This window comes from Ectopseudomonas composti (assembly GCF_001567565.1).
GTDB lineage: Bacteria > Pseudomonadota > Gammaproteobacteria > Pseudomonadales > Pseudomonadaceae > Aquipseudomonas > Aquipseudomonas composti_A.
Window position 1 is genome coordinate 29,027 of the sequence record NZ_LSSW01000020.1, and the last position, 21,447, is coordinate 50,473.

The window sequence follows — 21,447 nt, forward strand, 5'->3', positions numbered from 1 at the left end:
ATGCAAAGCCGCGAAGAAATCTTCGTCACCCTGCGTAGCGCCCTGGTGGAGCTGTTCGAACTGGACGCCGAGCGCGTGACCCTGGACGCCAGCCTGTATGAAGACCTGGAAATCGACAGCATCGACGCCGTCGACCTGATCGACCATATCAAGCGCCAGACCGGGCGCAAGCTGGCGGCCGAGGAGTTCAAGAGCGTACGTAGCGTCGGCGACGTGGTGGAAGCCGTGTACCGCCTGATCAACGACGCGCCCCAGGCCCAAGCCTGACCCCATGGCGCGCCTGTTTGGCCTGCTGCTGCTGATCGCCGGCATCCTCTATCCCTTCGCCGTCTACTACGGCATGGAACACTGGTCGCCACGCGTGTTCGCTGTGTTGCTCGGCGGGCTCTGGCTGGCCCGTGCGTTGACGGCACGTCGCCGCCCCGGTGGCCTGTGGCTGGCCGTGGCGGCGCTGGCGTTCTGCCTGCTGCTGGCAGTCGCGGACGAGCCGGCCCTGCTGCGCTGGTACCCGGTATTGCTCAACCTGATGCTGCTGGCGCTGTTCGGCCTCAGCCTGAAGTTCGGCCCGCCGCTGGTGGAGCGCCTGGCACGCCTGCGTGAGCCGCAGCTGCCGGACGTCGCCGTGCGCTACACCCGCACCGTCACCAAGGTCTGGGCGCTGTTCTTCCTAGGCAATACCGTGCTGCTGATGGCACTGGCGATGTGGGCGCCGCTTTCCTGGTGGACGCTCTACACCGGATTCATCTCTTACGGCCTGATCGGCCTGTTGTTTGCTGGCGAATGGTTGATCCGCCAGCAGGTAAGGAAACACGAATGACCTGGTTGCCCCTCACTGATCTGCTGCTGGAAGCCCGGCCTGACCGGCAGGTGGCCCTGGAGCCGACCCTGCAGCATGCGCAGCTGCAAGAACGCGCCTTGCGCCTGGCCGCCGCCCTGCAGGCGCGAAGCGTGGAACGCGTGGCGCTGTATCTGGAGGATGCCGGCGAACTGGCCATCGCCCTGCTCGGCGCCTGGCGCGCCGGAGTGCAGGTGTTGCTGCCCGCCGACGCCCAGGCGCAGACGCGCCAACGTATGGCAGATCAGGTCGACCTGTGGCTGGATGACCTGAGCGGGCTGGACGCGGAGCCGCTGCCGAGCGCCCGCCTGCTGCCCGAGCATTGCCACCTGACCCTGTGCACCTCGGGCTCCAGCGGCGAGCCCAAACTGATCGACAAGAGCCTGGTGCAACTGGCCAACGAGGTCGAGGCGCTGGAGCGCTTGTGGGGCGCGCACCTCGGCCAGGCCACCATCCTCGGCAGCGTCGCCTGCCAGCATATCTACGGCCTGCTGTTTCGCCTGCTCTGGCCGCTCTGCGCCGGCCGACCGCTATACCGCCGCGCCCTGCCCTTCCCTGAAGACCTGCAGCAGGCCAGCCTGGCTATCGCCAAGGGCCGTACGAGCGCAGAGGCTGGCGCCGCCCCTGACTTCGCCTGGATAGCCAGCCCCGCCTTGCTCAAGCGCATGGGCGACAACCTCGATTGGCCGGCGCTGAGCCGAGTCAAACAAGTGTTCTCCTCCGGCGGTGCCCTGCCCGCCGAGGCCGCGCAGGCCCTGCATGAGCGCCTGGGCCAATGGCCGACGGAAATTTACGGCAGCTCGGAAACCGGCGGCATCGGTTGGCGTCAGGGCGACAGCGCCTGGCAGCCTTTCCCGGGCGTCGAGCTGAGCCTCGATGCAGCCGGCGCCCTGCGCATCGCTTCGCCGTACTTGCCCGCCGGGCATGTCGAGCAGAGCGCGGACGCCGCCGAGATCGGCGACGACGGTCGTTTCGTCCTGCGCAGGCGGCTCGACCGCATCGTCAAGCTGGAGGAAAAACGCATCTCCCTGCCCATGCTGGAGCAGGCGCTGACCGGCCACGACTGGGTTGCCGACGCTCGCCTGGGGGTGATCCAGGAAGGCCGCGCCTTTCTCGGCGCCGTGCTGGCCCTGAGCCCGAGTGGCGTACACGCCCTGCGCAACCAGGGTCGCCGCACGCTGACCGAAACCCTGCGCCGGCACCTGGCCGAGCACTGCGAAACCATCGCCCTGCCACGCCGCTGGCGCCTGCTGCTGGAGCTGCCTTACAGCAGCCAGGGCAAACTGCCACAGAGCCAGGTCGACGCCCTGCTGAGCGCCCCACGACCGACTCGGGTAGAGCCCGTCAGCGCCGAAGCACGCGACGGCGAATGGCTGTTGCAGTTGCAGGTACCGCTGGATCTTGCCCACTTCACCGGCCACTTCCCGCAGACCCCGGTACTCCCAGGCGTGGTCCAGGTGGACTGGGCGCAGCAACTGGCGCGCCAGTTGATCAGCGACCTGCCGCCACGTTTCGCCGGCATGGAAGTGCTCAAGTTCCAGCAACTGGTGCGCCCCGGCGACACCCTGCAGCTCACCCTGCGTTTCGACACCGAGCGCGGCAAGCTCTACTTCGCCTACCACAATGGCGAAGCGGCCTGTTCCTCTGGACGCATCCTGCTGGAGCCGGCCCATGGCTGAATCTGGCTTCAAACCCTGCGCGGTCATTCCGGTGTACAACCACGAGCGGCCATTGCCTGGCGTGGTCAGCGAACTGCACCGCGCCGGGCTGCCCTGCCTGCTGGTCGACGATGGTTCCAGCGCCACCTGCGCCGCCGTGATGGACGAACTGGCGCAGCAGTCAGGCGTCCACCTGCTGCGCCTGCCCAGCAACCTGGGCAAGGGCGGCGCGGTGATGGCCGGCCTGCGTGAAGCCGCGCGCCTCGGTTACAGCCATGCCCTGCAGGTCGATGCCGACGGTCAGCATGACCTGAGCAGCATCGATGCTTTCCTCGACACCGCTCGAGCGCATCCAGAGGCGATGGTCTGCGGCTACCCGCAATACGATGCCAGCGTACCCAGGTCGCGCCTCTATGCCCGCTACCTGACCCACGTCTGGGTCTGGATCAACTGCCTGTCGCTGCAGATCCGCGACTCCATGTGCGGCTTTCGCATCTATCCGCTGCCGCCCACCCTGGCACTGCTGGACACGGTCAAGCTCGGCCGGCGCATGGACTTCGACACCGAGATTCTGGTGCGCATGGCCTGGCGCGAGCAGCCGATGCACTGGCTGCCAACCCGCGTGCACTACCCGGCCGACGGCCTTTCACACTTTCGCCTGTGGCACGACAACCTGCTGATCTCCGGCATGCATGCCCGCCTGTTCTTCGGCATGTTGCTGCGTGCACCGCGCATTCTCTGGCGCAGGCTGGCTGCATGAGCGCTGCCGAACACAAGGATCACTGGGCTCGCCAGAAGGAGCGCGGCAGCTTCCTGCTGATGCGTTTCACGGTCGCCGCCGTGCGCCGACTTGGCCGCCGTCCGCTGACGCCGCTGCTGTATCTGATCGTCCTGTATTTCTACATCTTCGGCCGCAGCGCGCGCACCAGCATCCATCAGTACCAGCACAACCTGGCAGCCTGGAGCGCACGCCCCGAACTGCGCCCGAGCCGAAGTTCGGTGCTACGTCAGTTCCTCGCCTTCGCCGACAGCCTGCTGGACAAGCTCGACGCCTGGAATGGCCACCTGCCGTTGCAGCACCTGCAACTGCACGACCCCGACAAGCTGCGGGAAAAGATGCACGACGGCAGCCGCGGGCGGCTTCTGGTCGGTGCCCATCTGGGCAATCTGGAAGTCTGCCGCGCGCTGGCCGAACTTGGCGAGCAGGTACGCATGAACGTCCTGGTGCACACCAAGCATGCCGAACGCTTCAACCGCCTGCTGGGTGAGTCCGGCGCCAGCCACCTGCGCCTGATTCAGGTGAGCGAACTCGACCCCGCGATCATGCTGCAACTGGCCGAGCGCCTGGAGCGCGGCGAATGGCTGGCGATTGCCGGCGACCGCGTGCCCCTGCACGGCGGGCGCAGTGTCGAGGTCGACTTCCTCGGTCTGCCGGCGGCCTTCCCCCAGGGCCCCTGGCTGCTGGCCGGCCTGCTGCAGTGCCCGGTGGAACTGATTCATTGCCTGAAAATCGACGGCCGCTACCAGGTGCGCCTCGAACACTTCGCCGATGCCGTGGCCTGGAAGCGCAGCGAGCGCGACCAGGTGATCCGCGACTGGGCACAACGCTATGCGCAACGCCTGGGCGAACACTGCCTGGACGCCCCCAACCAATGGTTCAACTTCTACCCTTTCTGGAAGCGAGATGACGACATACCAGCCTGAGCCGGTGATCTTCGGCGAGCGCCCGCTGAACATCGAGAACATCGTAGCCCTGTCGCAACGCCAGGCCCGAGCCCAGTTGCAGAACGACGCGGCCTACCGGGAAAAGATCGCCAAGGGCGCGCGTTTTCTCGACACCCTGCTGGACAAGGAAGGCGTGATCTATGGCGTCACCACCGGCTATGGCGACTCCTGCGTGGTAGCGGTGCCGCTGCACCAGGTCGAGGCACTGCCGCAGCACCTGTTCACCTTCCACGGCTGCGGCCTGGGCAAACTGCTCGACGCCCCCAGCACCCGCGCGGTGCTCGCGGCCCGTTTGCAGTCGCTGTGCCATGGGGTATCCGGGGTACGCGTGGAATTGCTCGAGCGCATCCAGGCGTTCATCGATCACGACGTGCTGCCGCTGATCCCGGAAGAAGGCTCGGTCGGCGCCAGCGGCGATCTCACCCCGCTGTCCTACGTCGCCGCCACCCTCAGTGGTGAGCGTGAGGTGCTGTACAAGGGCGAACGCCGCAGCGCCGCCGACGTGCATGAAGAACTCGGCTGGACGCCCCTGACCCTGCGCCCGAAAGAAGCCCTGGCGCTGATGAACGGCACCGCAGTGATGACCGCCCTGGCCTGCCTGGCCTATGCCCGCGCCGACTACCTGCTGAAACTGGCGACGCGCATCACTGCACTCAACGTGATCGCCCTCGAAGGCAACCCGGAGCACTTCGACGAGCGCCTGTTCGCCGCCAAGCCGCACCCCGGGCAGACCCAGGTCGCCGCCTGGATTCGCCAGGACCTGGCCGTCGAAGCGCCGCTGCCGCCCCTGCATCGCCTGCAGGATCGCTACTCGATCCGTTGCGCGCCGCACGTGCTTGGCGTACTGGCCGACAGCCTGGGCCTGCTGCGCCAGTTCATCGAGATCGAACTCAACAGCGCCAACGACAACCCGCTGTTCGATGCCGAGACCGAGCGCACCCTGCACGGCGGGCACTTCTACGGCGGGCATATCGCCTTTGCCATGGACAGCCTGAAGAACCTCATCGGCAACGTCGCCGACCTGCTCGACCGCCAGCTCGCCCTGCTGGTGGACAGCCGCTACAACCACGGCCTGCCGAGCAATCTGTCCGGCGCACCGCTGGAAACCGCGATGATCAACCACGGCTTCAAGGCCGTGCAGATCGGCGCCAGCGCCTGGACCGCCGAAGCGCTGAAGAACACCATGCCGGCCAGCGTGTTCTCGCGCTCCACCGAATGCCACAACCAGGACAAGGTGAGCATGGGCACCATCGCCGCGCGCGATGCGCTGCGCAGCCTGGAGCTGACCGAACAGGTCGCTGCCGCCACCCTGCTGGCCGCCAACCAGGGCGTGTGGCTGCGCGAGCGCGCTGGCAAGCGCGACATTCCCGCACCGCTGGCAGCCATGCGCGAGCAACTGGCCAGTGACTTCCCGCCGGTGATCGAAGACCGCGCCCTGGAAGGCGAGCTGCGCCTGTGCCTGGAGCGCATCCGCAGCCAGCACTGGGGGCTGTATGCGTAAATCAGGCGTGTTGCAGGCGCAGATCGAACTGCAGGTGCAGTTCTACGACGTCGACATGATGGAAATCGTCTGGCACGGCCACTACGTCAAGTACTTCGAGCAGGCGCGCTGCGCCCTGCTCGACAAGCTCGACCACAACTACCGGCAGATGCGTGACTCCGGCTATGCCTGGCCGGTGATCGACCTGCAGCTGCGCTACGTGCGCGGCGCCCAGTTCGGCCAGCGCATCGTCGTGCGCGCCGACCTGGTGGAGTGGGAAAACCGCCTGAAGATCAACTACCTGATCAGCGATGCCGAGACGGGCGAGCGCATGACCCGTGGCAGTACCGTGCAAGTGGCCGTGGAAATCGCCACCCGAGAAATGCAGTTCAACTCGCCGCAGGTCTTCATCGATGCCGTGCAGAGGGCCATCGCGTGAGACGCCTGCTCAGCGCCGTCCTGGCAGGCTGCGAATGCATAGCCCGGATGAAATCCGGGAAGCGTGTTGCGCTCAGGATGCCGCGGATTGCATTCGGGCTACTGCTGGCCGGCATTGCCCAGTCGGCGCTGGCGTTCGACCTCGACCAGCTCAGCGCGCAACTTGGCAAACCCGAGGTGGTGCGTGGTCACTTCATTCAGGAAAAGCACCTGCGTGCCCTGCCGCAACCACTGACCAGCCGCGGCCGCTTCGTCCTGTCCAGGGACCAAGGCCTGCTCTGGCTGCTCGAACGCCCGCTGCAGCAGGACTACCGCATCGATGCGCAGGGCATCGCCCGACGTAGCGAACAGGGCTGGCAGCTGGTCGTCCAACAGAGCGCCAGCGCCCAGCAGAACCGCCTGTTCCTCGCCGTGCTCAAGGGTGACAGCAGCGGCCTGCGTCAGGACTTCGAACTGAGCCTGAGCGGCTCGGCCGAGGCCTGGACGCTCGACCTGACGCCGCGTAGCGTCCTGCTCAAGCAGGTCTTCAACGCCATCCATATCAGCGGCGGCGCCCTGGTGCAGCGCATCGAGCTGCAGGAAACCCAGGGCGACAGCACCGTGCTGCGCCTCGAGGACAGCCAGCCCGGGCAAGCCCTGAGCGATGCGGAGCGACATGACTTCCAGAAGTGAATACTGGGGTTCACGGCTCTTCCCGCTCGCCCTGCTCCTGCTCGTCGTCGTTGCTGCCTGGCAGTGGCGAGGCGGCGCGCCCGTTTCGGCCAACCTGCTGGAGCTGGTGCCCAGCGGCAGACCCGACGCGCTCGAAGAGCAGGCCGTGCAACGCATGCAGGAGCCGCTCAACCGCGAACTGCTGGTGCTGATCAGCCACCCGCAACGCGAACAGGCCCTGGCGCTGGCTGCCGAACTGGGTCAGCGCTGGCAACAGCAGGCGCTGTTCGAGAAGGTGCAGTGGGATCCACAAGCCGACCTGGCCGGCATACGCCAGCAACTGCAGGAACAACGCCTGGCATTGCTGTCGGCAGCCGACCGCCAGCTGCTGATCGACGACCCCAGTGCCTTCGTTGCCAGACGCGTACAGGATCTGTTCGACCCCTTCCGCAGCCAGGGCGTGGTCGCCACCAATGACGACCTGCTCGGCCTGAGCACCCTGGTAGAGAAAAGCCTGCCCCATCAGCACAACGTTCAGGTCGATCTCAGCGGCGCCTTGATCGCCGAGAGCGAGGGGACCACCTGGGCACTGCTGCGCGCCCGCACCACTGCCGATGCCTTCGACGGCAACCTGGCGCTGGCGGTGGACGATCTGGTCAGCCAGGCCCGCGACCAGGTACAGGCGCGTGGCGGCCAGCTTCTGGCCATGGGCGGGTTGTTGTACTCCGCCCATGGCCAGCGCGAGGCCACAGGCGAAATCAGCCTGATGGGCAGCCTTGCCAGCGCCGGGGCGCTGCTGATGATGCTGCTGGTGTTTCGTCGGCTGCGCATACTGCTGGCCTTCGTCCCCGTCGGCGTCGGCGTGCTCGCCGGGCTGACGGCCTGTGTCGCGGTGTTCGGCCATATCCACGTGATGACCCTGGTACTCGGCGCCAGCCTGATCGGCGTGGCCATCGACTACCCTCTGCACCTGCTGTCGAAGAGCTGGACACTGCAACCCTGGGATAGCTGGCGTGCCCTGCGCGCTACGCTGCTGGGCCTGACCCTGGCGCTGCTGACCAATGTCATCGGCTATCTGGCACTGGCCTTCACGCCCTTTCCGGCCCTCAAGCAGGTGGCGATCTTCTCGGCAGCCGGACTGCTCGGCGCCTACCTGAGTACCCTGTTCCTGCTGCCAACGCTGCTCGGCAAAGCCGAGATTCGGCCCTGGCAGCGCCCCCATGTTCTCGCGCAGCGCCTGCTCGACTGGCGTGAAGCCCTATTGGGCAAGGTGCCAACACCCTGGCTGCTGTTGATCTTCGCCCTGTTCTGCACAGGCGGCGTGCTGCAGCTCTCGCACAAGGACGACCTGCGCCAGTGGGCCAGCGTGCCGCCACAATTGCTGGAGCAATCGAAAACCATCAGCCAGATCGTCGGCATGCAACCGACCAGTCAGTTCTTTCTGGTGCGTGGCGACGATGAGGAGCAACTGCTGCAGCGCCAGCATTTGCTCGGGCAGCGCCTGGACAAGCTGGTGGCGCAAGGTCAGTTGAAAAGCTATCTGGCGCTGAGCCAGCTGATCGCGTCAGCCACGCAGCAGGCAAGCCTGCGCCAGGCGCTCGCCGCACTGCCCAGCCACAGCGCCGCGCTCACCGAACTGGGCATCCCTGCCGAGGCCATCGAGCAGGAGACCCAGCAGCTACAAGCGCTGCCCACGCTGAGCATCGAGCAGGTGCTCGGCGCACCGCTGAGTGAACCCTGGCGCCCACTCTGGCTGGGCAATACGGCAGATGGACAGGTCGCCGGGCTGATCAGCCTGCAAGGTCTGAGCGACAGCAATCTGCTGGCCACCCAGGCCGCCGGGCTCGACGGGGTGAAACTGGTCGACCGCCTCGGCGAGCTCAATCGCCTGTTCGCGGCCACCCAGGTCAGCGCCGCCGAGTTCAAACTGGCCTCCTGCCTGCTGATCTTCGCCCTGCTGTGCAGCTGCTTTGGTGCACGCGGCGCCGCTCGCATACTGGCGGTGTCGCTGCTGGCGGCGTTGGCCAGCCTGGCCAGCCTGGGTTGGCTCGGCCAGCCGCTGACGCTGTTCAGCCTGTTCGGCCTGTTGCTGGTCACCGCCATTGGCGTGGACTACGCCATCTTGATCCGCGAGCAGGTCGGCGGTGCAGCCACCAGCCTGCTCGGCACACTGCTGTCGGCCCTGACCACCTGGCTGTCGTTCGGCCTGCTGGCGCTGTCGAGCACCCCGGCGGTAAGCAATTTCGGCCTGACCATCAGCATCGGCCTGGTCTTCAGCTTCCTCCTCGCGCCCTGGGCAAGCGACAGGCAAGCCGAGGCGCAGTCGACATGATCGGACCTGTATTAACCACTCCCCATAAAACCTGGCGCACGATGTGCCGGGTATGCCCACAACCTTGAGGCGAAGAAGTCGTCATGCAATCTCCTGAAATCGAACAGCGTCAGATCGTCGTTATCGGTGCAGGCCCGTCCGGAGCAATCGCGGCAGCCATTCTCAAACGCCAGGGGCATGACGTGCTGGTGCTGGAGCGACAGCGCTTCCCGCGCTTCTCCATCGGCGAAAGCCTGCTGTCGCACTGCCTGGATTTCGTCGAGGAAGCCGGCATGCTCGAGGCTGTGCAGGCCGCCGGCTTTCAGACCAAACACGGCGCGGCGTTCGCCTGGGGTGAGCGTTACACCAGCTTCGACTTCCGCGACAAGTTCACCGAAGGCAAGGGTTCGACCTATCAGGTGATCCGCGCCGACTTCGACAAGCTGCTGGCCGACGAAGCCGAGCGCCAGGGTGTGGAAATTCGCTACGAAGAGGAAATCTTCGCCGCCGACTTCAGCGGCGATTGCCCGCGCCTGTCGGTACGCCGCCTGGCCGATGATGCCGAGTACCAGGTCGAATGCGCCTTCGTCCTCGACGGCAGCGGCTATGGCCGCGTGCTGCCGCGCCTGCTCGACCTCGACACGCCATCGGCCTTCCCGGTGCGCCGCGCGGTGTTCACTCACATCGAGGACAACATCGACCCGGCCTCGGGCTTCAACCGCGAGATGATCCTCATCACCACCCACCCGACCCTGCGCGACGTGTGGTTCTGGACCATCCCGTTCAGCAACGGCCGCTGCTCGCTGGGCGTGGTCTGCGCCGCCGAGCACTACGCGAACTACCCGCAGGATCTCGACGCCTGCCTCAAGCAGTTCGTTGCCGAGACCCCGTCGCTGAGCAAGGTGCTGGGCAATGCCGTGTGGGATACCCCGGCACGCGAAATCAACGGCTACTCGGCCAACGTCAAGAGCCTGCACGGCCCGGGTTTCGCCCTGCTCGGCAATGCCGCGGAATTCCTCGACCCGGTGTTCAGCTCGGGCGTGACCATCGCCATGCGCTCGGCGAGCATGGCCGCAGGGCTGCTGCATCGCCAACTGGGCGGCGAGACGGTGGACTGGGAGAACGAGTTCGCCATCCCGCTCAAGCGCGGCGTGGATACCTTCCGCGTCTACGTCGAAGGCTGGTACGAGGGCTCCTTCCAGGATGTGATCTATTACGAGAAGGCATCCCCGGAAATTCGCCGCATGATCAGCTCGATCCTTGCCGGCTACGCCTGGGACGGTAAGAATCCCTATGTCTCCGAACCTCGCCGGCGCCTGCGCGTTCTAGCAGAGCTTTGCGCCCAAAACTGAGAACCTATTTACAATCAGCTGCGCATCGGCCCTACAGCGTTAGAAACAGGCTCGGAATGCTCATTTACAACTCGTAAACTCCGCTTCCTCGCCTGCTTCTGCCTTGTATGGCTCTAGCTCGCTAGCCCGTGAATAGATTCTAAACAAGGATCGTCGATGAACGCCCTGCGCCCCGTCTCGCCCACCTACGTAGAAGAAACCCGCTTCGGCTTCTGGTTCCTGCAAAGCCATGTCTGGCAGCACCATGTGCTGCGGGTTGCGATCAACGATCTGGTGCGTCTGATAGACGGCCCGCTGCCGCACGCCCCGGTCCTGCTGGACGCAGGCTGCGGCCAGGGGCGCTCCTTCGGCCTGCTCGACGCAGCGTTCTCGCCAGCGCGAATGATCGGCCTCGATGCAGACCCGCACAGCCTGGACTGCTCGCGCCGCGAGGCCGAGCGCCTGGGTCTCGAAGTCGAGCTGATCGCCAGCGACTGCGCCGCCATCGACCTGCCCGACGCCAGTGTCGACCTGCTGTTCTGCCACCAGACGCTGCACCATCTGGTGGAGCAGGAGAAAGCCCTCGCCGAGTTCTGGCGCGTGCTCAAACCGGGCGGCCGGTTGCTGCTGGCCGAATCGACCAAGTTCTACATCGATACCTGGGTGATCCGCTGGCTGTTCCGCCACCCGATGCACGTTCAGCGCAGTGCCGAGCAGTATCTGGAAATGCTCGGCGCGCAGGGTTTCCAGTTCGACCAGAGCAGTATTTCCTACCCCTACCTGTGGTGGAGCCGCTCCAAGGACTTCGGCCTGCTGGAGCGCTGGGGGCTGATGCGACCCAAGCCGGTCGGTCAACGCGACGAAACGCTGCTCAACGTAGTGGCGCGTAAACCGTGATGCCACGCATACTCCTGCTCGCCGCCAGCCTGCTGCTGGGCGCCTGCGCCGCACATACGCCCGTGCCGCAAACGCCACCGGCACTGGTCGCACCCTTGCCGCTCAGCCTGCAGATCCAGCGCGAACAGGCACAGGTGCGACAGGACTGGCTGCTGGTGGTACAGCGTGAGGGCTCGGCCCTGCGCTGGTCACTGATGGACCCACTGGGTATCCCGCAGGCGCGTCAGCTACTGGATGCCGGGCAATGGCGCAACGACGGCCTGCTGCCGCCCAATGCCGAGGCCCGCGAACTGTTCGCCGCGCTGTTGTTCGCCCTGAGCCGAAGCGATGCGCTGCAGGCTTACCCGGCCGGAAGCTGGCAACAGCTGAACGATGATCAGCGCCGCCTCGCGCCGGACTGGACCATCGATTACCACGGCCCGGTGGATTTCACCCTTGGCAAGACCGGCCTGAACTACCGGATACGTGCACTGAACCTGGAAGAAAGCGATTGATGTCCTGCGCCCCCACCCCCGGCTATCTCCACGCACTCGGCCTGCTCTGCGCCCTCGGCGAAGGCAAGCAGGCGGTCGCCGATGCGCTGTTCGCCGGCGACACCTCAGGCATGCGCGCCGAAGACGGCTGGGTCAGCGAACGCAGCCTGACGGTGGGCGCCGTGCATACCGATCTACCCGCCATGCCGCCCGGCTTCAAGACCGCGCACAGCCGCAACAACCAACTGCTGTTGGCGGCAGCGCTGCAGATCGAGCCTGAGCTGCGCGCGGCCATCGCCCGCCATGGCGCTCATCGCGTCGGCCTGGTGCTGGGCACCAGCACCTCAGGGATTCGCGAGGCAGGCGAGCACATCGGGCGCCATGTCAACGAAGGCGCACTGCCGGCCGAATACGATTACGCCCAACAGGAAATGGCCGCACCCGCGAACTTCCTGGCGGACTGGCTGAAGCTCGGCGGCCCGGTCTACTGCCAATCCACGGCCTGCACCTCCAGCGCCCGCGCCCTGCTCAGCGCTCATCGCCTGCTGCGCATGGGCCTGTGCGACGCGGTGATCTGCGGGGGCGTGGACAGCCTGTGCCGACTGACCCTCAATGGCTTCTCCTCGCTGGAAGCGGTGTCGGCCGAACCCTGCAATCCGTTCTCGGTGAATCGCCACGGCATCAACATCGGCGAAGCCGCCGCCCTTTTCCTGATGACCCGCGAGCCTGCCCCCATCGCCTTTCTGGGCGGCGGCGCCAGCTCCGACGCCCACCATATTTCCGCCCCGCACCCGGACGGCCTGGGTGCCCGCAGCGCGATGGAAAAGGCCCTGAGCAACGCTGGTCTGACGCCGGAGCGCATCGATTATCTGAACTTGCACGGCACCGCCACCCGACACAACGACGCAATGGAGAGCAAGGCCGTGCACGCCCTGTTTCCTGCTGGCCTGCCCTGCTCGTCGAGCAAGCCCATGACCGGCCACACCCTGGGCGCCGCGGGCGCACTGGAAGCAGCCTTCTGCTGGCTGACCCTGAGCGAGTACAACCGCGACGGCCTGCTGCCACCCCATCTCTGGGACGGCCAGCCCGACCCCGAGCTGGCGCCGCTGGAACTGGTCCGGATTGGTGCCCGCCTGAGCCGTGCCCAGGGTCGTCACCTGATGAGCAACTCCTTCGCCTTTGGTGGCAACAACGTCGCGCTGATTCTGGGGGATGCACCATGAAACTGTGGCCCGTAGCCGAACTGGTGCCCCATGCCGGCAACATGGTGTTGCTCGACGAAGTGCTGAGCTGCGACACGGAAGCGATCGAGGTGCGCCTCACGGTGCGCCCTGACGGCCTGCTCAGCGACAGCGACGGCAGCCTGCCAGCCTGGACCGGTATCGAGCTGATGGCGCAGGCCATCGCCTCATTCGCCGGCATCCAGGCCAAACGCGCCGGCTTGCCGGTGGAGCTGGGCTTTCTGCTCGGCACGCGCAAGTACAGCTGCAACGTCGAGCGCTTCCCGGCCGGCAGCGAGCTGCACATCCGCGCCCTGTGCTCGCTGCAGGACGACAACGGCATGGGCGTGTTCGAATGCCACCTCCAGGGCCCCGGCATCCAGGCCGAAGCCCGCCTCAATGTGTTCCGCCCGCCGCAACCGGCGGTCTATCTGCAAGAGCGACCCCATGACTGAAAGCACCTCTGCCGCCACCGTTCTGGTCACCGGCTCCAGCCGTGGCATCGGCCGCGCCATCGCCCTACGCCTGGCCCAATCGGGCCATGACCTGGTTCTGCACTGCCGCTCGCGCCGCGATGAAGCCGAAGCCGTGCAGGCGCAGATCGCCGAACTCGGCCGCCAGGCGCGCATCCTGCAGTTCGACGTGTCCGACCGCGCGGCGTGCCGCGAAGCGCTGGAAGCCGACATCGAAGCCCATGGCGCCTACTACGGCGTGGTGTGCAATGCCGGCCTGACCCGTGATGGCGCCTTCCCGGCCCTGTCCGAGGACGACTGGGATCAGGTGCTGCGCACCAACCTGGACGGTTTCTACAACGTGCTGCACCCGCTGACCATGCCGATGATCCGCCGCCGCGCAGCGGGCCGCATCGTCTGCATCACTTCGGTGTCGGGGCTGATCGGCAACCGCGGCCAGGTCAACTACAGTGCCTCCAAGGCCGGCGTGATCGGCGCCGCCAAGGCCCTGGCGATCGAGCTGGCCAAACGCAAGATCACCGTCAACTGCGTCGCGCCCGGCCTGATCGATACCGAGATTCTCGACGAGCTGGTCCCGGTGGACGAAATCCTCAAGATGATTCCCGCTGCCCGCATGGGCACCCCGGAGGAAGTGGCCGGCGCGGTGAACTTCCTCATGTCCAGCGAGGCGGCGTACATTACGCGTCAGGTTCTCGCGGTCAATGGTGGGCTGTGCTGATGAAACGTGTAGTAGTTACCGGCATGGCCGGCATCACCTCGCTGGGCAGCGACTGGCCGAGCATCGCCCAGGCCTTTCGCGAAGGCCGCAGCGGCATCCGCCGCATGGACGAGTGGGATCGTTTCAGCGAAATGAATACCCGCCTGGGTGGCCCGGTGGACGACTTCGTCCAGCCCAAGCACTGGAACCGCAAACAGACCCGCAGCATGGGCCGGGTGGCGAAACTGGCGGTATTCGCCGCCGAGCGCGCCCTGGAGCACGCCGGTCTGCTCGGCGATCCATGCATCGCCGACGGGCGCATGGGCGTCGCCTGCGGCTCGTCCACCGGCAGCACCGAAGAGGTCAAGGCATTCGGCAACATGTTGCTGAACTCGGTGGCCGACGGCCTCAACGCCAACTCCTACATCCGCATGATGCCGCACACCACGGCCGCCAACATCAGCATCTTCTTCGGCCTCAAGGGCCGCCTGATCCCCACGTCCAGCGCCTGCACCAGCGGCAGCCAGGGTATCGGCTACGCCTACGAGGCGATCAAGTTCGGGCGCCTGAAGATGATGCTCGCCGGCGGTGCCGAAGAACTCTGCCCCACCGAGGCGATGGTCTTCGATGCGCTGTACGCCACCAGCCTGAAGAACGACACGCCGCACGCCAGCCCACGCCCCTACGACAGCGGCCGCGACGGCCTGGTGATCGGTGAAGGCGCCGGTATTCTGGTTCTCGAAGAGCTGGAGCACGCCCTCGCCCGTGGCGCCACCATCTATGCCGAGATCGTCGGTTTCGGCTGCAACTCGGACGGCCAGCACGCCACCAAGCCGGCGCAGGAAACCATGCGTGGCGCCATGCAACTGGCGCTGGACGACGCCGGTCTGGAGGCCCAGGCCATCGGCTACGTCAACGGTCACGGGACCGCCACCGAGCAGGGCGATGTCGCCGAGACCCAGGCCACCAGCAGCCTGTTCGGCCCGCGTATGCCGATCAGCTCGCAGAAGAGCTTCCTGGGTCATACCCTGGGCGCCTGCGGGGCGCTGGAATCCTGGTTCAGCATCGAGATGATGAATTCGGACAGCTACGTGCATACCCACAATCTGGACGCCATCGACCCGGCCTGCGGCGAGCTGGATTACCTGCGCGGCGAGTTCCGCCAGATGAGCCACGAGTACGTGATGAACAACAACTTCGCCTTCGGCGGCGTGAACACCTCGCTGATCTTCAAGCGCTGGAAATGACCCTTAACGACATGGAGTCCCATATGCCCCGCAATATTTCTCGCATCTTGCTCATTCTGATGCTGCTAGGACTTGGCGCGTGCAGCCGCATGCAACCGGTGCTGACCGTACAGCAGCCGCTACCCACGGACAGCGCATCTTATCTGGACGAGCAAGCGATGCAGCAGGCACTCATCAGAGCCCTGACCCGCACCCGCTGGCAGATCGAGGGGGGACACCAGGGGCTGATGCAGGCTCACATGGACTTCCGCGGTCGTCACAAGATCTGGATCGACATTGATTACGCTCCAGACCACTACAACATCCGTTACCGCGACAGTCAGAATCTGGACTACGCCGATGGCAAGATTCACAAACGCTACAACGCTCTGGTGAAGAAACTAAACGGCGTCATCCAACAGGAGCTGCGAGTAGCACGCAGTATGAAAGCCCTACAACAGTAAGCATCACCCGCCAAAAAGGAGAGAGCATGATGAACAAGCAATACTGGATGGCTGCTGCACTTGGCCTGGTTCTGCTACCTGGCCTGAGCCAGGCGGCTGACGACGTGAACTTCCTGCCGTTCGATGCGGCTGTACAGGAAGCAATCAACTCCGGAGTTATCGACGGTAGCGTTAAGTTCTACCTAGGCGACAAGAAGCCAACAGGCAAGGTCAGCGTGCTCAAATCCGGCCTCACCACCAGCCAGAAGAGCAACGCCTTTGGCAAAAGCGTGGAGGCTTCCTGTAACCGTGCTCTGCACTCTTCGCTGATCCGCTTCCAGAAGTCGGCAAAGGCCGCTGGTGCCAATGCCGTGGTCAACCTAGTCAGCAACTACAACAACAACGTCTACAAGGACAATGAGAAGTACGAGTGCCACAAAGGCAGCATCATGTCTGGCGTGGCGCTCAAGGGCGATCTGGCTAAGGTTCAGTAACGAGTGAGCTGTCAGAACCGGCCTTTCCCTGGAAAGGCCGAGTGACGCCCTCAGAAGAGCAAGGGCACGAACATCCAGCTGCGTCTCATGTAGTCGCGATAAGCATCGCCGAAATAGGCCAGGCACTCGCGCTCCTCGCAGCGTGCCGAACACCACAGCAGCACGCTGGACAGTACCGCCAGCAGCATGATCAACCCATCGATGCGCTTGCAGGCGATGCCCCAGGCCAGCAGCAACAACGAGCAGTACATGGGGTGACGGATATAACGGAAGATGCCGCCCGTCACCAACTGCGAGGTGCGCTCGAAGGCGAACAGCTCATCATCCTGGCGTTGCTCGCCTGCCTGGCCGAAGCGGCGCATCTGGTAGATCCCGGCGAACAGCACCGCCAGTGACAGGCTCAGCAGGACCCAGGATATGCGCTGACTCAACTCGCTCCGGTCGCCGAACCACGAGGACGCGTTGAGCACCAGCATCACCAGCATCGCCTCCCAGGCGAGGAAACGATAGAACCCGTGGCTGCGCACATTACCCAGCGTGCGCCAGGAAATACCCACCAGGATCGCGCTGATCGTCACAAAAGCCAGCCACTGCCACATCGTCACCCCATCCTCCCTCTATCCCTGCCTCTGTTACACTGCGTCGCCCGAAACGCCCAGACCGCTCGCCATGGATCGCACCCAACTGCACACACTGCTGCCGCACCAGGGCGACGCTCTCTGGCTGGATGCCTTGCTCGATCACGATGCCAAGGCCATTCGCGGTCTCAGCGCCTGGCAGCACCTCGAAAAACTTGGACAAGATGCTTCGCCTTGCCTGCTGTTCGAGGCCGCTGCCCAGCTCTGCGCCGCACATGGTGCCCTATACGGCGAAGCGGATGCCATCGAAATGGCCCTGGTCGGCAAACTTTCCCAACTCCATCTGCACCCGGTCACACGTCGCGACGAACCACTGCTGGTCAGCGCCCGGCAGGAGGCCCTGAGCCCGGCCGGCGCGCTGTATGCTTTCGCCATCCAGGCCGGCGTCCAGCCGCTGCTGGACGGCAAACTGCTGCTGGTGCTCGTCCATGCTTGAGCTACATGACATCAGCTACCGCTACCCTGGCGCGGACAGCCCCGCCCTGCAGCACATCGACCTGCAATTGCAGGAAGGCCAATGCCTGGGCCTGCTCGGCAGCAACGGCGCCGGCAAGACCACCCTGCTCGCGCTGCTCAGCGATACCCTCGCCCTGCAGCAGGGCGAAATCCGCTGGGACGGCCCGCGCAGCCTGGGCCTGGTGCCCCAGCAACTGGCGTTCTACGCCGAGCTCACGGTCGCCGAGAACCTCGCGCTGTTCGCTGATCTGTACCGCCTGCGCGGTGCCCAGCGCCGCCAGCGTCTGGACCTGAGCATTGCCAGCACCGCCCTCGAAAACAAGCTGTCGCGTCGCGCCGCACGCCTGTCCGGCGGCGAACAGCGGCGCCTGAATTTCGCCATCGGCCTGCTGCAGCCGGCACGCCTGTATCTGTTCGACGAAGCCACGGTGGGCGTCGATGCAGCCAGCCGGCAACTGCTGCTCGACGCCGTCGAGCACCTGGCTGGCGAAGGCCATGGGGTGATCTACACCAGCCATTACCTGGACGAGGTTGAGCGCGTCGCCGGGCGCATTCTGCTGCTGCACGAAGGCAAGGTGCGTCTGGACCTGAACAAACAGCAACTGCTCGACAGCGGACACGGCCTGCTGCTGGAGTGGCCGCAGCGGGTGCCCGACGGCTTGCCGCAATTGCTTGCACGCTTGCAGCTGGACGCGGAGACGCTTCCCGACGGCCTGCGCATCGCCAACCTGGACGGCCAGCAACTGCTGGCCATCACCCAGTTCATCGCCGCCCAAGCGGTGCCTCCGAGCCTGCTGCGCTTCGGCCGCCCCTCCCTGGAACAGCTCTACCTGAGCCTCAACGGAGGTCGCCTGTGAGCCCGATGCTGGCGCTGATCCGCAAGGAATGCCTGCTGCTGCTGCGCGACCCGCATGCACTGGCCGTGCTGTTCATCATGCCGATCCTGTTTCTGGTGCTGATGGCGGCCGCCTTGTCCAACTACCTGCGTGATCAGCCACCGCCCCTGGACCTCGTGGTCGAGGTCCCGCAACCGAGCGAGGCCAGCGCGTTCTTCCAGCACGCGCTGCAGGCACAGTTGCCAGGCAGCCACCTGCTGGCCAGCAGTGACGCGCCCCTGCCCCGCATCAGCCTGGCCATGAATTTCTCCGACACCCTGCTGGAAACGCCTCACGTCGGCCCGACGCTGAGCTTTGCCCCGCGTACCGATGGCCAGTCTCGCCAACGCCTGCGCGCGGCGCTGAACATCGCCCTGGCGCAGACCCGCCTGCTGGCCTACCTGCAAGACAGCGACGCGCTGGACCCGAGCATGAGCACCGAGCAGCGCTGGCAACTGATCAGCCAGCGCACCCAGAGCCAGGTCAGCGAACGGCAACTGCTGGCCAGCGGCGAGCTCAGCGGCAAGGCCAACGCCAGCCAGTTGAGCGTACCGGCCTGGCTGATCTTCGGCATGTTCTTCGTCGCCTTGCCGATGGCTGGCGGTTTTCAGCGCGAGCAACAGAGCGGTGCCCTGCTGCGCTTCCGCGCGCTGGGGCTGAGCCCTACCACCCTGGTGCTGAGCAAGCTGCTGCCCTATCTGGTCATCAATCTGCTGCAGTTCGCCCTGTTGCTGGCCATCGGCGTGCACGTGCTGCCGCTGCTCGGCCTCAGCGGCCTGAGCCTGCCCGGCGCGCCACTGGGCTATGCCCTGCTGGCCCTGAGTCTGAGCCTGGCCGCCTGCAGCCTGGGGCTGCTGCTGGCAGCACTGGCGCGTAGCGGTGAACAGGCGTTGCTGCTCGGCGGCGGCCTCAATATCATCCTCGCCGCAATCGGCGGCATCATGGTGCCCAAGAGCGTGATGCCCGAGGCCATGAGCCAACTGGCAGAAGTCTCGCCGATGAGCTGGGCGCTGGACGCCTTCCTGACCCTGCTGGTGGGCCAGGGAAATCTGGCCGACATCGCCCCCGACTGCGCCCGCCTTCTGCTGTTTGCCCTGGTACTGGGCGCTGGCGGGCTTTTCCTGTTTCGCAAACGAGTGCAGCAAACGCAATGGACGACACACTACTAGAACAAGAACTCAAGCAATTGCTGATCCGTGAGTGCGACAAGGAAGACGACATCGACTGGCAGAGCATCGACAACGACGAACCACTGTTCGGCCAGCACAGCCGTATCGCCATGGACAGCCTTGATGCGCTACAAGTGTCCCTGGCCCTGCAGCAGCAATATGGCGTGCGCATCGAAGGGGCCAAGGATGGCCGGCGCATCCTCAATAGCATCGCCAGCATTGCCGCCTTTATCAGGCAGAAACCGTGACGCCGATCTACCTGCAACGCGGCGCCCTGCACAGTGCGCTGAGCGCCGACCTGCGCAGCGCCGGCAACGTTTTGCGCCAAGGGGCACATGCGACTCCCGCGTCGTTCCTGCTGCACGAACTGCAGCAACCGCGTGCCTACCTGGGCATCGGCCACAACGACGAAAGCCTCGACCAGCGTTTCGATCGTCTGATCGGCGAGACCCTGGCCGAGCAGACACAGGACCTGAGTGATTGCCTGCTGATCGTTGCCAGCACCAGTCTCGACATCAATGACCTGGAAGCGCAGGTGGCACGCGAAGGCGGCTTTCGTGCGGAGCATTCGACCACACTCGACCTGCTGGCCCGCACGCTGCAGCAACGCTGGGGCTTCGCTGACGCCTTCACCCTCAATACCGCTTGCACCAGCGCCGCCAACGGCCTGCTGTATGGCGCACGGATGCTCGCCGCCGGCCTGTATGAACGCGTGCTGGTCTTGGCCTTCGAAACGCCCAGTGCTATCGCCCAGCAAGGCTTCGGCGCACTCGCCCTGACCAGCCCGAGCGGCGTTTATCGTCCCTTTCACCCGGAGCGCGACGGCCTGATTCTTGGCGAAGCCTATGCCGCCACCCTGCTCGCACGCGAGCCCGGCACCGCCCCACTGGCAAGGCTGCTCGGCGGTTTCAGCGCCTGCGACACCAGCAACCTGACCACCACCCGCGAAGACGGCAGCCATATCGACTGGGTCATGCGCGAGGCCTTGCGCAGTGCCGGCGCCACTGCCGAGCAGATCGCCCTGGTGAAACTGCACGGCACCGCCACCGGCGCCAACGACCGCGCCGAGAGCAATGGCGTGCGCCTGCTGTTCGGCGCGGCATTGCCTCATCTGTGCGTGCTCAAGCCCTGGCTCGGTCATACCCTGGGCGCCTGCGGCCTGAGCGAAACCCTGCTGCTGCTGGAGAACCTCGACCATCTGCCTGGCCTGGACTATGCCGACGAGGCCCTGCTGCCCCTGAATGGCGCACCACTGGCCATCGAGCCAGGCAGCCTGCTACTGGCCAACTTCTTCGGCTTCGGCGGCAACAATGCCAGCCTGGTGCTGCAGGGCTGCGCGGGAGAAACTCCATGAAACCGGTCATCGCGGCCTGCAACGTACGCGGTCAGGCGAGCTGCTCCGACAAGGCGCTGAAAGCCGCGCTGGGCCAGTGGCTGGCCACACCGCCGCGGCGTATCGACCGGCTGATTCTGCAGGCCCTGCTGTGCACCGCGCCACTCAAGGCCAAGGTGCGCCGCGACTGCGGCCTGTACCTGGCCTCCCGCCATCCGGCGCGTGCCACCATGGGCTCGCTGCTCGACAGCGTGTGCGTGCACCAGCTGCAGCCCAAGCCCTTCGAATTCGTCAACAGCGTCAGCAACGCCGCCGGCTTCCACGTCGCCGCGCAACTGGGGCTGGAAGGGCCAAACCTTTTCATCGGCGCCGGGCCGAACGTCTGGAAGCAACTCCAGGCGCTGGCTGCCCTGGATCTCGGTGATGGCCTGGTCAATCAGGCGCTGCTGGTGGTGATCGACGAGAACGGCGACTTTCAGGCGCAGGCGGTGCTGATCGAAGCGCCCACCAAGGCAGAGGATTTCGCCGAGCTGACGGCAGCAACCGACGTCCTGCATCTGCAGCTCTGATCGGGTGTGTTGGTGATCCTGGTGGGCCAGCGCCCACCCGCCTTGAGTTGCAGGG

The 21,447-nt window shown here is 65.6% G+C and carries 25 protein-coding genes; 24 read left to right on the forward strand and 1 reads right to left on the reverse strand.

The window, feature by feature from the left end:
• From PCLY_RS06105 to PCLY_RS06190, 18 genes are all read left to right on the forward strand, one after another.
• A complete protein-coding gene (locus PCLY_RS06105) occupies positions 1–267 on the forward strand; it encodes an acyl carrier protein (protein ID WP_061238395.1) in 267 nt (88 codons plus the stop codon).
• Between the two features lie 4 nt (positions 268–271).
• A complete protein-coding gene (locus PCLY_RS06110; protein WP_061238396.1) occupies positions 272–817 on the forward strand; it encodes a COG4648 family protein in 546 nt (181 codons plus the stop codon).
• Positions 814–2,514, forward strand: a complete 1,701-nt coding sequence (locus tag PCLY_RS06115) for an acyl-CoA synthetase family protein (RefSeq protein ID WP_061238397.1) — start codon at positions 814–816, stop codon at positions 2,512–2,514. The genes PCLY_RS06110 and PCLY_RS06115 overlap by 4 nt, the downstream gene beginning before the upstream one ends.
• Positions 2,507–3,253 (forward strand): glycosyltransferase family 2 protein, encoded by a 747-nt coding sequence (locus PCLY_RS06120; RefSeq protein ID WP_061238398.1) that lies wholly within the window; start codon positions 2,507–2,509, stop codon positions 3,251–3,253. Before PCLY_RS06115 ends, PCLY_RS06120 begins: the two co-directional genes overlap by 8 nt.
• A complete protein-coding gene (locus PCLY_RS06125) occupies positions 3,250–4,197 on the forward strand; it encodes an LpxL/LpxP family acyltransferase (RefSeq protein ID WP_061238399.1) in 948 nt (315 codons plus the stop codon). Before PCLY_RS06120 ends, PCLY_RS06125 begins: the two co-directional genes overlap by 4 nt.
• On the forward strand, positions 4,178–5,719 hold the full coding sequence (locus PCLY_RS06130; RefSeq protein ID WP_061238400.1) for an HAL/PAL/TAL family ammonia-lyase: 1,542 nt from the start codon (positions 4,178–4,180) through the stop codon (positions 5,717–5,719). The genes PCLY_RS06125 and PCLY_RS06130 overlap by 20 nt, the downstream gene beginning before the upstream one ends.
• The gene (locus PCLY_RS06135) at positions 5,712–6,137 is read left to right on the forward strand and encodes an acyl-CoA thioesterase (protein WP_061238401.1); all 426 of its coding nucleotides are present in this window, start codon (positions 5,712–5,714) and stop codon (positions 6,135–6,137) included. The genes PCLY_RS06130 and PCLY_RS06135 overlap by 8 nt, the downstream gene beginning before the upstream one ends.
• Before the next feature lie 77 nt (positions 6,138–6,214).
• Complete coding sequence (locus PCLY_RS06140; RefSeq protein WP_061238402.1) at positions 6,215–6,808, forward strand: outer membrane lipoprotein carrier protein LolA; 594 nt, start codon at positions 6,215–6,217, stop codon at positions 6,806–6,808.
• Positions 6,792–9,119, forward strand: a complete 2,328-nt coding sequence (locus PCLY_RS06145; protein WP_061238403.1) for an MMPL family transporter — start codon at positions 6,792–6,794, stop codon at positions 9,117–9,119. Before PCLY_RS06140 ends, PCLY_RS06145 begins: the two co-directional genes overlap by 17 nt.
• 83 nt (positions 9,120–9,202) lie before the next feature.
• On the forward strand, positions 9,203–10,450 hold the full coding sequence (locus tag PCLY_RS06150; protein WP_061238404.1) for an NAD(P)/FAD-dependent oxidoreductase: 1,248 nt from the start codon (positions 9,203–9,205) through the stop codon (positions 10,448–10,450).
• Positions 10,451–10,606: 156 nt separating this feature from the next.
• The gene (locus PCLY_RS06155) at positions 10,607–11,326 is read left to right on the forward strand and encodes a class I SAM-dependent methyltransferase (RefSeq protein WP_061238405.1); all 720 of its coding nucleotides are present in this window, start codon (positions 10,607–10,609) and stop codon (positions 11,324–11,326) included.
• On the forward strand, positions 11,326–11,820 hold the full coding sequence (locus PCLY_RS06160; RefSeq protein WP_061238406.1) for a hypothetical protein: 495 nt from the start codon (positions 11,326–11,328) through the stop codon (positions 11,818–11,820). The genes PCLY_RS06155 and PCLY_RS06160 overlap by 1 nt, the downstream gene beginning before the upstream one ends.
• Positions 11,820–13,022 (forward strand): beta-ketoacyl-[acyl-carrier-protein] synthase family protein, encoded by a 1,203-nt coding sequence (locus PCLY_RS06165; RefSeq protein WP_061238407.1) that lies wholly within the window; start codon positions 11,820–11,822, stop codon positions 13,020–13,022. Before PCLY_RS06160 ends, PCLY_RS06165 begins: the two co-directional genes overlap by 1 nt.
• On the forward strand, positions 13,019–13,474 hold the full coding sequence (locus tag PCLY_RS06170; protein WP_061238408.1) for a hotdog family protein: 456 nt from the start codon (positions 13,019–13,021) through the stop codon (positions 13,472–13,474). The genes PCLY_RS06165 and PCLY_RS06170 overlap by 4 nt, the downstream gene beginning before the upstream one ends.
• Positions 13,467–14,210 carry a 3-oxoacyl-ACP reductase FabG gene (gene fabG / locus PCLY_RS06175; RefSeq protein ID WP_061238409.1) on the forward strand — a complete coding sequence of 248 codons (744 nt, stop codon included), beginning with the start codon at positions 13,467–13,469 and terminating at the stop codon, positions 14,208–14,210. The genes PCLY_RS06170 and fabG overlap by 8 nt, the downstream gene beginning before the upstream one ends.
• A complete protein-coding gene (locus PCLY_RS06180; protein WP_061238410.1) occupies positions 14,210–15,436 on the forward strand; it encodes a beta-ketoacyl-ACP synthase in 1,227 nt (408 codons plus the stop codon). Before fabG ends, PCLY_RS06180 begins: the two co-directional genes overlap by 1 nt.
• A 23-nt stretch (positions 15,437–15,459) precedes the next feature.
• A complete protein-coding gene (locus tag PCLY_RS06185; RefSeq protein ID WP_061238411.1) occupies positions 15,460–15,879 on the forward strand; it encodes a hypothetical protein in 420 nt (139 codons plus the stop codon).
• A 26-nt stretch (positions 15,880–15,905) separates the two neighbouring features.
• Complete coding sequence (locus tag PCLY_RS06190; RefSeq protein ID WP_061238412.1) at positions 15,906–16,352, forward strand: hypothetical protein; 447 nt, start codon at positions 15,906–15,908, stop codon at positions 16,350–16,352.
• 50 nt (positions 16,353–16,402) lie between these two features.
• Here the strand turns inward: PCLY_RS06190 and PCLY_RS06195 are convergent, their stop codons facing one another.
• Positions 16,403–16,951 carry a methyltransferase family protein gene (locus PCLY_RS06195; RefSeq protein WP_231740117.1) on the reverse strand — a complete coding sequence of 183 codons (549 nt, stop codon included), beginning with the start codon at positions 16,949–16,951 and terminating at the stop codon, positions 16,403–16,405.
• A gap of 70 nt (positions 16,952–17,021) precedes the next feature.
• On the opposite strand from PCLY_RS06195, the gene PCLY_RS06200 reads away from it, so the two are divergent.
• From PCLY_RS06200 to PCLY_RS06225, 6 genes are read left to right on the forward strand one after another with little or no spacing between them, the layout of a single operon-like run.
• Positions 17,022–17,426: a hypothetical protein gene (locus tag PCLY_RS06200; RefSeq protein ID WP_061238414.1), complete on the forward strand. Its 405-nt coding sequence runs from the start codon at positions 17,022–17,024 to the stop codon at positions 17,424–17,426.
• A complete protein-coding gene (locus tag PCLY_RS06205; protein ID WP_061238415.1) occupies positions 17,419–18,303 on the forward strand; it encodes an ABC transporter ATP-binding protein in 885 nt (294 codons plus the stop codon). The genes PCLY_RS06200 and PCLY_RS06205 overlap by 8 nt, the downstream gene beginning before the upstream one ends.
• A 5-nt stretch (positions 18,304–18,308) precedes the next feature.
• Positions 18,309–19,490, forward strand: a complete 1,182-nt coding sequence (locus PCLY_RS06210) for an ABC transporter permease (RefSeq protein WP_231740120.1) — start codon at positions 18,309–18,311, stop codon at positions 19,488–19,490.
• On the forward strand, positions 19,472–19,738 hold the full coding sequence (locus PCLY_RS06215) for an acyl carrier protein (protein WP_061238417.1): 267 nt from the start codon (positions 19,472–19,474) through the stop codon (positions 19,736–19,738). The genes PCLY_RS06210 and PCLY_RS06215 overlap by 19 nt, the downstream gene beginning before the upstream one ends.
• On the forward strand, positions 19,735–20,844 hold the full coding sequence (locus tag PCLY_RS06220) for a beta-ketoacyl synthase N-terminal-like domain-containing protein (protein ID WP_061238418.1): 1,110 nt from the start codon (positions 19,735–19,737) through the stop codon (positions 20,842–20,844). Before PCLY_RS06215 ends, PCLY_RS06220 begins: the two co-directional genes overlap by 4 nt.
• A complete protein-coding gene (locus PCLY_RS06225) occupies positions 20,841–21,392 on the forward strand; it encodes a hypothetical protein (RefSeq protein ID WP_061238419.1) in 552 nt (183 codons plus the stop codon). Before PCLY_RS06220 ends, PCLY_RS06225 begins: the two co-directional genes overlap by 4 nt.
• The last annotated feature ends 55 nt before the right edge of the window (positions 21,393–21,447 follow it).

What these genes read in the sequence shown, in the direction of transcription:
- PCLY_RS06105 (WP_061238395.1), top strand. Translation starts at nt 1, where the DNA reads ATGCAAAGCCGCGAAGAAATCTTCGTCACCCTGCGTAGCGCCCTGGTG.
- PCLY_RS06110 (WP_061238396.1), top strand. Translation starts at nt 272, where the DNA reads ATGGCGCGCCTGTTTGGCCTGCTGCTGCTGATCGCCGGCATCCTCTAT.
- PCLY_RS06115 (WP_061238397.1), top strand. Translation starts at nt 814, where the DNA reads ATGACCTGGTTGCCCCTCACTGATCTGCTGCTGGAAGCCCGGCCTGAC.
- PCLY_RS06120 (WP_061238398.1), top strand. Translation starts at nt 2,507, where the DNA reads ATGGCTGAATCTGGCTTCAAACCCTGCGCGGTCATTCCGGTGTACAAC.
- PCLY_RS06125 (WP_061238399.1), top strand. Translation starts at nt 3,250, where the DNA reads ATGAGCGCTGCCGAACACAAGGATCACTGGGCTCGCCAGAAGGAGCGC.
- PCLY_RS06130 (WP_061238400.1), top strand. Translation starts at nt 4,178, where the DNA reads ATGACGACATACCAGCCTGAGCCGGTGATCTTCGGCGAGCGCCCGCTG.
- PCLY_RS06135 (WP_061238401.1), top strand. Translation starts at nt 5,712, where the DNA reads ATGCGTAAATCAGGCGTGTTGCAGGCGCAGATCGAACTGCAGGTGCAG.
- PCLY_RS06140 (WP_061238402.1), top strand. Translation starts at nt 6,215, where the DNA reads ATGCCGCGGATTGCATTCGGGCTACTGCTGGCCGGCATTGCCCAGTCG.
- PCLY_RS06145 (WP_061238403.1), top strand. Translation starts at nt 6,792, where the DNA reads ATGACTTCCAGAAGTGAATACTGGGGTTCACGGCTCTTCCCGCTCGCC.
- PCLY_RS06150 (WP_061238404.1), top strand. Translation starts at nt 9,203, where the DNA reads ATGCAATCTCCTGAAATCGAACAGCGTCAGATCGTCGTTATCGGTGCA.
- PCLY_RS06155 (WP_061238405.1), top strand. Translation starts at nt 10,607, where the DNA reads ATGAACGCCCTGCGCCCCGTCTCGCCCACCTACGTAGAAGAAACCCGC.
- PCLY_RS06160 (WP_061238406.1), top strand. Translation starts at nt 11,326, where the DNA reads ATGCCACGCATACTCCTGCTCGCCGCCAGCCTGCTGCTGGGCGCCTGC.
- PCLY_RS06165 (WP_061238407.1), top strand. Translation starts at nt 11,820, where the DNA reads ATGTCCTGCGCCCCCACCCCCGGCTATCTCCACGCACTCGGCCTGCTC.
- PCLY_RS06170 (WP_061238408.1), top strand. Translation starts at nt 13,019, where the DNA reads ATGAAACTGTGGCCCGTAGCCGAACTGGTGCCCCATGCCGGCAACATG.
- fabG (WP_061238409.1), top strand. Translation starts at nt 13,467, where the DNA reads ATGACTGAAAGCACCTCTGCCGCCACCGTTCTGGTCACCGGCTCCAGC.
- PCLY_RS06180 (WP_061238410.1), top strand. Translation starts at nt 14,210, where the DNA reads ATGAAACGTGTAGTAGTTACCGGCATGGCCGGCATCACCTCGCTGGGC.
- PCLY_RS06185 (WP_061238411.1), top strand. Translation starts at nt 15,460, where the DNA reads ATGCCCCGCAATATTTCTCGCATCTTGCTCATTCTGATGCTGCTAGGA.
- PCLY_RS06190 (WP_061238412.1), top strand. Translation starts at nt 15,906, where the DNA reads ATGATGAACAAGCAATACTGGATGGCTGCTGCACTTGGCCTGGTTCTG.
- PCLY_RS06195 (WP_231740117.1), bottom strand. Translation starts at nt 16,951, where the DNA reads ATGTGGCAGTGGCTGGCTTTTGTGACGATCAGCGCGATCCTGGTGGGT.
- PCLY_RS06200 (WP_061238414.1), top strand. Translation starts at nt 17,022, where the DNA reads ATGGATCGCACCCAACTGCACACACTGCTGCCGCACCAGGGCGACGCT.
- PCLY_RS06205 (WP_061238415.1), top strand. Translation starts at nt 17,419, where the DNA reads ATGCTTGAGCTACATGACATCAGCTACCGCTACCCTGGCGCGGACAGC.
- PCLY_RS06210 (WP_231740120.1), top strand. Translation starts at nt 18,309, where the DNA reads ATGCTGGCGCTGATCCGCAAGGAATGCCTGCTGCTGCTGCGCGACCCG.
- PCLY_RS06215 (WP_061238417.1), top strand. Translation starts at nt 19,472, where the DNA reads ATGGACGACACACTACTAGAACAAGAACTCAAGCAATTGCTGATCCGT.
- PCLY_RS06225 (WP_061238419.1), top strand. Translation starts at nt 20,841, where the DNA reads ATGAAACCGGTCATCGCGGCCTGCAACGTACGCGGTCAGGCGAGCTGC.